Source organism: Filibacter tadaridae (assembly GCF_900609045.1).
Classification (GTDB): Bacteria; Bacillota; Bacilli; order Bacillales_A; family Planococcaceae; genus Sporosarcina; species Sporosarcina tadaridae.
The window spans coordinates 1-11379 of record NZ_UXAV01000017.1 but is presented as its reverse complement, the minus strand read 5'-3'; the positions used below and the strand labels follow the sequence as shown (position 1 = coordinate 11379).

Here is an 11379-nt window from a genome sequence, read left to right as displayed (position 1 = left end):
TCCTGAATCTCATTTTAAAAGTTTTAAGACTTATCGTTCAATACCCATTTGGAATAACGGGGCGAGCCTATATTCACTATACTTTTGTCTTTTTTCGACATATCATATAACAAATTACCAATATATTTATTTTTTTGCTTCTCATTTAAAGAATCCGAAATTTTATCCATTAACAAGTTATTAATATTTTCCCTAGTAGCTTGGTGATATTGCTCGAGATAAGAATGGATTACTTGCTTGTAATAATCCCTATTAAATGCTTTGTTTCGAATATAAGTTTCCTTATCGCCTGTAATCTCGGCAATCTCTGCTGACACGTATAGATTTGATGCTCTCCCTTCAACGACTCCTAGTTTACGTAACATTGCTAGTTCTTGCTTTGTTATTTGCTGTTTCTTTTGAACCTTATCTAATGCAATGACAGCATCTAAATCCATATTCAAATTATTAATCAAAACACGGGTATAATTGTAGTCAATCACTTTTCCATGAATTTTCACAACAACTTTACCTGGATTACTCAAATCATAATCAGGCATCGGAAAAAATCTCTTTCTCTGCTCATTGAACATTTTCTTAATGCCTGAACCAATCGTATCAATCATATTTAAATTTACCATTGCCTCAGCTAAAAAACGATTTCGATAAAATTCTTGTGGTGTATCGCTATGAATTACATTGGAAATGTTTCCAGGAATAAAATCTCCAACGTTGGTAAAAATAAGTTCATCGGGTTTCTCTACAACATTAATTCTACTATGAAGTGTATAATCTTGATGCGCAATACAGTTGTGTAAAGCTTCACGAATTACATAAGAATCATATTGATAGATCTCAAGTGGGAACAAACTTTGCTCAGGGATATAACGATACCTTAGATTACGTATTTTTGAAAACAATTCATCTGTATTCAATAGTAATGGCGGACCAAAATGTTCATAATCCAACTCGTTATTATGTTCCCCTTTTAAAATCCATGTCATTCTTGCCGATGCGGGCACCAAGTATTGTTCCGATTCGGGAATTCCAAGTAATAATATTGCTGCCCTAGTCAGTTGGCCTTTAATCGTTAATTTCACTTTGTTTAAAAAAGTAAAATCATCCCAACTATCCACATCATCAGCTATACGAGGATTTTTCTTTTTATATTCGCTTCTAGCACGCTGAATCGCTTTACTGTCCAAATCTTCAATCGTTACCTCTGGCAGAACAACGGCGGACCAGTCGTTATATTGAGATTGACCTCGAATTTGTTCGATTTCTTGCATATTAAGCGCTACCTTGGACTCACCACTTCTACCGAAATAATGACCTTTCCACGGTGTTGGAATGCCCTTAGGTGCAGCGGGAATTTGAAATATTACAACCCTTCCTTCAGGATAGAAGAGTTCATGTATTTCTATGAATGTAAGTCCTCCCGTACTCTGAGCAATTTCATGTTTCAAACGATCTAGTTCTGAACGCTTTTCCCTATATTTAGTACCAACAATCTTTTTTTCTTTATCTTCAACGCCAAAAATGAGCCAGCCAAATTCTTGAGAAAATAAATTTGATTCATTGCTTAAGGCGGAGAAGTATTGCCCAAGGTTATCAAAACTATAATCATTTTTTGCTTCTTTAAATTCAACCCATTCATTTTCAGCGGGGAGGCCTCTAAATTCATTTAACAAGTTCTTCAATTCTAGTTCATTCAAATTATTCACCTCCGAATAATAAGCTTCGTCATATTTCCTTCAATACATTCACCACTTCCGACTTTCTCCCCTCACCTTGTGGTACTTCAACTTGCTGGAACTTCGCATAGTTCACTTTAACGCCATCGTCAAGGTCGATATCAATATTTTGATAGGCTATATGTGCAATAACCTGATCATATTGTCGACATTCTAACAATTGCTTTTGCAACTTTTCTTTCCATTTTTTCGCATTCGCTTTATCAGTTACTGATACTTCTTCTTCCAACATCATATCCAATCGAACCATTTCCGCTTCATATTTCTTCTGAAGCACATGAAGATAATCCGTTCGTACGCGTGCGGCGAGTCCCGGCTCATAGCGATGCATATACACGAGGGCCTTAAACCCGTCATTTTTCCCACTATCAAATTGCCAATAGATCGGGCACTTCTGATACATTTTCACATGATCCTTATAAAACTCATTTAAAAAATAACGACGAATTCGCTGCCTTGACGTCTCCGTTGCACGTTTAATAAGCGCCTCTGCAATAAAGTCCAAATTCTTTTCAAACGTTTCCTCGCTAAACGTAATCCGTACAAACTCAAAGAAGCGTCCTGCAATATCATCCTCAAAATACTGATTGTCCGTAATCGGAATCACATTATCAACATCCGCAACAAACGTTGTATACTTACTAGGTTCAAATTCGCCACCTGCAAATACAAGGCCTTCTTGATCCAATGAATAACGTCCAAACATACAGCCCACTGCGTAAGAGATGAAGGATTTTACTTCACGAGGCAAATCGGCCTTTCGAACTGTCACATCAGCATCTTCAACTTCCGGAGTTAGTTCATCTTCAAGTCCATATAGCTTAATGAAAATCTCATTTAACTGCTCTTCGTTAGATTTCAATATATTAAATCTATACTCTGCTTCCCGCTCCCAAGCCCGAAAAGCACTTTCAATTGTTCTTTCCCCTTTAAATCGAACTAGTAATGGGTGTCGTTTAAAATCCCATGACAAATCAAAAGAATCCCAGTCTTCTTTCGAAATAGCGATACACTTCTCTATTACTTGTATAACAACACCATTTCCACCGTAGTCAATAAAAGGAATTTTAACAATATCACCCTGTGTATAATTCATTGTGTCACTATAATAACTAATTACTTTTTGAATAACCTTTGTGTTTAACAACCCTATTAACATAGTTATATCTAGTTCTTTTTGATAAATCGCCATACCAGCATCATTGTTAATAGCTCCATGTGGCGTAAATCTAAATGATAAACTTTTTTTCGTTACCTTTGACCACGACAAAGATTTCTTAAAGTAAAACTGCGGAGATCTATGTCCCCCATTTTTATCTATCAGTTCATAATTTTCTTTATCGAATTTTATCACGTTTTCCCTGTTGCCATACCATTTACGAAATTCTCCACCTTTATTAAGTGGGAAATATCTCAATTTACTCATAAAGGCATTCGATAAATCACTTATAGAATCAGAAAAATAATTAATATCAATTTCATACCATTGTCTTATAAATTTCTTATTTCCACCCGTGAACATTCCTTTTTTCGGATAAGAAACACTTCCAATATTATCATTTCCCAAAAATATTTCACGAATGATTTTGGTCATTGTATAAGATATAGGGCTTCCTTTTACACTGTTGAACTCTTTCTGAACATAAAAGTATTTATTATCCTTATTGAAAAACTCACTTTCCTTTTGTCTAAAATTCTTATAGTCAACAAGTCGAACGTACGCGCCACAGTAAAAACCACTTTGTATATTTCTTAAGACATAGCTTGTAGTTTCAACTTTTTCACCATTTATCTCTTCAAAAGCTTTTGTCCCCAAATGAACCATATTATAGATTGTTTGGTTATCAATTAACTTTGTTCTCAACTTTTTAAATGAAGTAATGTACATCCAAGAATGTTGCGTAATAATTGCATTGTATCCCGCATTAATATTGAAGCTTTTAATCTTCTCCATAAATACTGAATATAAATTCGTTCTAGAATCTGGAAATCTTTTAGTTAATTCATTATCAAGGGTTGCATTAAACCCATCGGCTGCCATGTAAGGTGGGTTCGTAACAACTACATCATATTTACTACTCATGATTTTCGCCTGTTGAAGGAATGGCGGGAATTCTTCCAATAGATTTTCTTTATATTGATCCAAAAACAAATCATTGAACGCTTCATTTTGTAGGTACTTAAGCCATTCGTCTAGCTGTTCAAAATTCACAATAGCCACATCAAGAATCGATCCAAATTCTTTCGCATCATAAAAAACATCTAGAATATACTCTACGTCTTGTTGTAAAGATTCTTTATCCCCCTCAAAATCACTTTGCTCAATAACGTTTTTGGCATCATCTTTATTGATAGTATTACTTTGCTGAATCGCACATACATTCATGATTAAAGTTTCATCCAAAATCCTCGGAGTGTAGCTGCACGCCTTCATAAGTAAAGCAAAATAAGAAAGTTGTGATGCACGGTCATCAATATCCAAACCATACAAATTGTTTTCCAAAATGAGTTTCGGAATATCCCTTTTTGCGTAACCGGCGGATACGTAAATTTCATGAAGTACATCAAATGCGTAGACTAAAATATGGCCCGAACCCATACATGGATCAAGAACCGTAATGTCTTCTGGTTTCAAGTTTGGATTTTTCAATGTTTCTAATTCTGCCTGAACTGCTGGTTCCTGCACGGCCTCTTCCAGGTAATACGCCCATTGTTGTTGTAATACATCATCGGGGTGTGATTCCAACCAAAGACGCCCGAGTGAATTCTCAACCATATACTGAACAATCCACTTTGGTGTGAACAACTGTGTCGCAGCTGGGATATTTTCCTTGGTGATTTTCTGATTCTTTTTCAGCCCCGCGAATACTTCATCTTTTTTCTCAGAAATGTAATACTGATACAACCAACCGATGATTTCGACTTGTTGCTTCCAGTCTGCCTCGCCAATCATTGTTACCATATCTCTCACGACGGACCCATCAACGAGCAATTGGTCCGGTAGCAACAATTCCGTGTAATCATGAATCTTCTCAAACATGCCAGGCATGATTTTACCAAGCTTATTACACTGTCTAATTAAGACGTACTTGAACAAATCGGCCGTATCGCCCTCATCCTGAAGTCGATAGACAATCGGTTGGTCTAAATTCAATTCATCCACAACTAAGTTTACTTCCGTGACAATGTCAGGCTCCGTCTTTCCTTCAATCAAAGAAGAAAAGACGCGTATCCCCGTCGGTAAATAATCATTTACTTCCATAAAACGAATGGCGATAAAGCGGTTGAACCAAGTGTAGGCAACTTCTTCAATCACGTGGTCGAAGCCTTTACCCGATATTTCATCAATGAGTTTTTGACGTTGCTCTATTTCATATTTCTTATAAAGTTGTTGATTGATCCGGAAGCCTTCTTCGAATAGTTCAGGTTGTTTAATCTCTTCTTGCGTAATCCCTAATTGATACGCTTTTTGCGTAATATCTGCTATTAACTTTCTTCTAGCAGTAACGGCAAAGTTTTTAATCGCTGTTTTGTTCATTCATTCTCCCCCTCTGCAAAAAAAGGGAGAGCGTGCTCTCCCAGTATCAATTGCACTTCGGTGTAATTTCTTTCACCGAAGCAAGTTATACTAATGTAATTATCGTATCCTCATCAAACTCTGCCTCTAGTTTCGCCCGAAGATCTTGTAAGAATTTATCAATGTCCTCATGGGACTCGATTTTCGTTGTGCCGCGAAGCATGGTCATTTTACTTATCGTTTTTGTCTTTTTTGCTGGTTTTGTTGGTTGTACCGGCTCCGCGGAATCATCTTCGGGCTCTATCTGAACAGGTACCGCACTGAGTTCGGCTAACTTTTGCTGAATCGCATGCATAAAACGGACTTTCAACCGATCACTTTCTGTTTGCATAGCAATCGCTTCATAAAAGTTATTTACACTTTCTAAACGATCCTTTAACGAAAGAAATTGATCCCGTACATTTTCCACAAAGATTGATTTTACATTGGGGTGTAGTTCTAACTCCTCTATCACCACATGCTGGTCTTCTTCGATGCTTGTTTTAATCGGTTTACATTCTTCTTTTAGTAAGTCAACAAAGCGATCGTCAAAAGACTGATAAAGGTCAGGTAGCTGTTGAATCGTATCGTAAGGTTCCCTATGTCTGATGACTTTCTTCATCTGATCTACAGTTTTCAACAGTTCTTCATCATTGACATACGTTGCATTACCTTCAAACAACATAAGCTTATCAAGGGCACGGTCATAAATGGAACGTTGATTATCAAAAAAGTTTTTCACTTCTTCAACATTAGTCGCGTACGCTTTCAACTCATTACGTAGTTCACGAACTTTGGCATAGAATGTAGCGGTGTCCCGTATCTCCAGTAACTCCTTGATATGCTTTTCTCCGTCTATTAAAACTTCTTCACCAGGGTAATTACGATGGGCATAATGGGCGATGAGCGTACCTATATGCTCTTTTTCCTTTTTGAGCAAGTGTATAAACGTCTCCATAAGGCTGTCTTCGTCCTGCGGTAATGCGGTTACATTAAAGAGATCCCGACTTAAATCCATTACACCTTTTATTATCAGCGATGATATACGTTCACGTTTTTGCACAACAACTCGATCGACGTAATCACGTTTCGTTAGATAAGACAGCATCTCTTTATCTTCCGGCTGCAAATAAGAATTGTTCAATAATAGCTTCACCTGCTGCGTTTTATATAATCGGATCAATAGCCCGGTTGTGTCGATTTCATTCCAACCGTATGGCTGTTTTGAGAAATGGGTCGTCATGTTTTTCACAGTGGGTGGCTGATTCCGAGAACTTAAACGTTCTATATAGGTATCTAGTTCTTGTAATGCAAGTTGATTTTCCTCTAACTCACCTAGCATTGCCATTTGTATGGACGGCTGCTCCAATAATTCTTGGAGTTGTTTTGTCGATTCAATGTGATGCGTCATGTACGGGAGCTTGTGGTATAACGCATTGATGAGCATTTTGAACGCTTCATTAATTCGCTCAACAGGATTTTTGGCATTAATGCTCAATTGCTGTGCATTCGCATAAATATCAGCCGATTTCAAAGCCTCTGTTAAAAATGTTTGTACACGGCTTTTTCGTTCTGTCACTTCACGTGATTTTCGTACTTTAATGTCTTCAATAACTTGTGAAAGTGACACACCACTTTTGATGTTCAAATATGATTGGATTTTTAATACCTCTTCCATTTCCTCCAGGTAGGATGTGTCTGATGGCAGATGAACAATCACGTTTGTTTCACGCATAGATATGGACCGTAATTCAGCTGAATCAAGGTCAGTTCCTACATTAAAATAAGGCGTTACTATACGTAACCCAATATCATGGGATTGTGACCCAATTGGTCGGTCATCAATCAGCTCATTAAAGTCAAAGTGGTCCTTCTGCGAATGGCGGTACTTTTTATCCGTGTAAATATTCCCAAACAATACTTCACCTATTTTTTGAATAACCTCCGCTGTGCCGATGTGAATATTTTTAATTTCTCGGTCAACATCTTGCTCATCATTTGTAAGAAATATGTACTCGAAACCATTCTTTTGAATAAGGGTTTCTTTGGCTAAGCGTAAGAGCGATTTCTCAATTTTCTTTTTCAGCTCAATCTTATCCACGTCAATATGATCCACCATCAAAGTAGCGATATTTTCTAGTGTAGAAGGTACCTCCTTCACGTACTTCATTAAGAATAGGAGTTTTAGTACTTCAACATCATATACTGTTAAATGCTCATTTTTTGACGCATGAATGATGACTGTACGAACGCTCGATTCAAGAAAAGATTCCATTGGGCGATAGAAAGTAGAAAAGGGTACAAGCGTCCCTTCATCTTCTCCCGCGTATTGAAGAGCCGCTTCTTGAAACGAACTTAGTAACGAACGCTCACCGCGTGACTGATGCTTACTCGTGTTCGAATGATTGGCGATTTCCGTAATGGCCCGTTGTAATAAATTAAACTGGTATGGGATAAATGGATAGACATCTACAAATTCCTGTTCACTTCCATATTTTCTCATCGTCGCTGTTTGTTCTGAAAACGTTAATAAGTTATTGATCGTTGAACTCTTTTGCTGGTACATAAGTGTTAGCATGTCCTGCGCATACATGTTTTTCAGCAACAATCGCTTTGTAATCACTTCATCGACATAAGCGCTCGATAAACTGAGTTTCGTATCGAAACGCCCTTGAATTTTTGAGAAGTCATTCCCTTTTACAGCCATAAAGGAATCGTAATCTTCCTGACTTGTAACGATTACCCATGCTTTTCCTTTACATTTCAAGCCAAATTCATGAATGATTGTTTGCAAATTCAGCATGAGCTGTGAGTCTTCCCCAATATACTGACCAATCTCATCGATAAAAAACAAAACGTGGTGATTTCCACCCTTTGCAGCTATATAATCACTCACACGCTGCGCAAAACGGTCAATACTAATTGTATATTCACTTTCCGCACGTTCGAACCAATTCCGTGCAGCATCCTCACTCATTTTCGTTGTTGTTGAAAGTGCCTTAATAATGGCATCTTCTTCATAATAAAAGTCCTCGCGTGTCTCGATCCATTCATTCCCTGAAATCTCTTTAAACGTTTCTTTGAAACTATCGTACTCGTTCCTTTTTAGCATTTGTCGTTCAATATCGGCAATCCAAGGAATTGCTCCACAAAAGCCCTGCATTTCATTGAATGCCTTATTCATCACTTTGACAATGGCATTTTTATCATTTTTCGCATCCGATTCACTTTTAGCATCAATGTCAAAAAGAATAATGTCTTTTGTCGTCTCGCCAGCCAATTTCATATCATCTAAAATACCTGTATGCTGGATTTTATCATCAAAATAGGTGATTGCTTTTTGACCCATTACCGATGCATTACCGGTTAAATACGATAAAATTTTTAAGAAATGTGATTTCCCAGATCCGAAGAAACCCGAAATCCATACCCCTACCTCATCAGTATGACCATTCACACCTTTTTTATAGGAAGAAAAGAAGTCTCCTATGTGTTTTTCCAATTCATTCGTTACAACATACTCATCTAATTCCTGGTGAATATCGTCGTTTTCATTGCCAATTTTAATAACCCCTTTAATATCTCGCTCAATCGATTTTGCAAACATTTTTTTAATTTCCATGGTATAATCCTCCTATCTATAATCAATCAGTGGAAATGCACGGTAGTAATTGTCATCTTTCAATTCATTAAAAAGCATTAATGTTTGTCCATCATATTGACCCGGGAAAAACATCACTACAGGTAATTGGTCGACCGCTTTATGTATATTGTTCAAAATCGTATGTGATCGGATAATGGGAAACACTTTTCCAACACCCGTCAAGAAGACGATGTCATTTGGCTGAATCCGATTCGCTATATATTCAATGACTAAATCATTGTTCAGCGTAAGTCTTAACACTTTTTGGGTCGCGTTCAAAACGAAGTCGCTCCCCTTTTTTTTCTCCATATTAAAATTCTTTTGAAGATAACCTTTTTGCACTAGAATCTCAATGGTCACTTCATATAAATCAAATTCACGAATCGTAAGGCCATTCCTTTTGCCGTTAACCTGTTCTTTCATATATAGAATGTGATCCTGGACAAGCATTTCGTGTATCGGATCATAATCGAAAATATGGTAACCCACTTCGTTGCCCATTCCTTTACTATCCCGGAATGTCGGGGACATAATTTTCGGCAATATTGCATCCAGCCGCTCTTGAATTGACATCATTTCACTTCACCTACCAATAACTCAATATACACTCGATCCCCAATTCCAATAAGATGATCCCTTACATCTATATCCATTATCCCATATACAATCTCACGTTGTTTGTCTTTTTTCCTTAACAGACCCGCCTCACCGAGAATTCGTGTGTAAACTTGTTCCAATTTGTAAAATGTGTATGTTTTCCATGATCCGACTGTGTCGTTCTGTTGCTTTTTATTTTCAAAAAACAATGTGAAGTCTAAATCTGTTAGCATTGCATCAAGTGTCGACAACTTCACACTAAATACTTCCCGCATAAATTCAAAAAACAGCCGATCTGATTTTATAATTGTGTAAATAACTAATAATTTACTCGTGTCCATATCACCGTATACGATTTTTTTCAAAACAAGATCATCGAGCGGCTTCAGTCTGGCTATAATTACGGATGATATTTCCCGTTTCCGCGCCTCCGAGTTAACCTGGAAGATATTCTCCTTTACGACTTGCTCTTTTATTTCAATTTCATTCAAACCTTGAAGCAAAAGCGCCGCCATCTTCTTTGTTTCCTTATATAGAAATGGACGAGACTTGATAGTAGAGCGGTATTTCAATAGATTATCCATATTCATACATTCCTCTGGTCCGGTTTTTATTTTTAGTGTAACATATGGCGGTGCTTAAAAATATATGTTTATTGTTACGGCATATTTTGAGTCGTAAGAGAATATAGTAGTGACATTACAATCAAATTGAGAATATGATGATTTAATCTCTCAATAATTTGTATTCTCTTACGCCATATTTCCCTTATAGATTTTAATACGATGAAAAAGTGCGTCTAAGCTAGACGCACTTCCTCAACTATATTTTGCTTACCTTTTCCCATGACTAGTACTCCACTGGATATCCTACTCTGCTTTGACCGTGATATAATTCCCAAATTAAATTACTTCTCTCCTACTCCTAGAACGCACGTATTCTATAATAAACAAATAATAGAATAATGTTTTCAAGGGTGGTCAGCCTCCTGTTTCTTGTTCCAGTCACGGTATAACCCAATGACGGAAGGGCGATGCTGCAAAGTGACTACATTTGAGACGCTTGTGGTCATGATTAACTTTCCAACATTAAATGTTGCATTGAATACATTGGTGTATTCTATGTCACAAAAAAAATAATCCACCCTTGAGTTTGGCAGCTCTGGTGAATTGTTTCCTTACGTGACGCTGATCCTCATATTGGGAACCTGTCTATTATGAGCACCACAGCGATGCGCAAACATCGTTGTGGTCTTTTTAGTAAACTATGTTGCTGCCATAATTATGACAAACACGGTAAATACTGTCCATCCAACAAGAGAATGATCACTTCTACAAACTTTGCTGTGATACGATTTCCCTGCCACATTAGTGGCAAAGAGCGAGGCCATATTTCCCCTACAAACTTTGCTGTGATACGATAAAGAACTAGTATCCTCTGCCGAAGGCAGTGCCATATTTCCCCTACAAACTTTGCTGTGATACGATTTGCTTGGAGATGCAAAGGTTGTTTTGCTCGCCATATTTCCCCTACAAACTTTGCTGTGATACGATGAACGCCCAATTTAAACGGCTAAGGTCTGTTGCCATATTTCCCCTACAAACTTTGCTGTGATACGATGGATCGTAACGATGAACTTACAACCGATAAGCCATATTTCCCCTACAAACTTTGCTGTGATACGATCCAAATTTCGCACCCTCCGCGTTTAAGCTCGCCATATTTCCCCTACAAACTTTGCTGTGATACGATTTACGGAATTAGAAAAGCATTATCTTGAATGCCATATTTCCCCTACAAACTTTGCTGTGATACGATAATAGAAAGAAGTTTATTCTCATCATCTGCGC

At 37.3% G+C, this 11379-nt stretch carries 5 protein-coding genes and 1 CRISPR repeat array; all 5 genes read right to left on the bottom strand.

All coding sequences use genetic code 11. The annotated features are described in order from the left end of the window. Positions 1-23: 23 nt before the first annotated feature. The 5 genes from FILTAD_RS01275 to FILTAD_RS01255 all read right to left on the bottom strand — a co-directional run bounded on the left by FILTAD_RS01275 (position 24) and on the right by FILTAD_RS01255 (position 10113). Positions 24-1703, bottom strand: coding sequence for an RNA-binding domain-containing protein (locus FILTAD_RS01275; RefSeq protein WP_238988114.1), 1680 nt, complete (start codon positions 1701-1703; stop codon positions 24-26). Between the two features lie 19 nt (positions 1704-1722). Continuing rightward, the gene (gene pglX, locus FILTAD_RS01270) at positions 1723-5271 is read right to left on the bottom strand and encodes a BREX-1 system adenine-specific DNA-methyltransferase PglX (protein WP_124068695.1); all 3549 of its coding nucleotides are present in this window, start codon (positions 5269-5271) and stop codon (positions 1723-1725) included. 85 nt (positions 5272-5356) lie between these two features. After that, positions 5357-8911 (bottom strand): BREX system P-loop protein BrxC, encoded by a 3555-nt coding sequence (gene brxC / locus FILTAD_RS01265; protein ID WP_124068694.1) that lies wholly within the window; start codon positions 8909-8911, stop codon positions 5357-5359. A gap of 12 nt (positions 8912-8923) precedes the next feature. Then, positions 8924-9508, bottom strand: coding sequence for a DUF1788 domain-containing protein (locus FILTAD_RS01260; RefSeq protein WP_124068693.1), 585 nt, complete (start codon positions 9506-9508; stop codon positions 8924-8926). Next, a complete protein-coding gene (locus tag FILTAD_RS01255; protein WP_203229614.1) occupies positions 9505-10113 on the bottom strand; it encodes a DUF1819 family protein in 609 nt (202 codons plus the stop codon). Before FILTAD_RS01255 ends, FILTAD_RS01260 begins: the two co-directional genes overlap by 4 nt. Before the next feature lie 801 nt (positions 10114-10914). Next, positions 10915-11347: direct repeats of the CRISPR family, unit length 36 nt; unit sequence GCCATATTTCCCCTACAAACTTTGCTGTGATACGAT. Between the last annotated feature and the right edge of the window lie 32 nt (positions 11348-11379).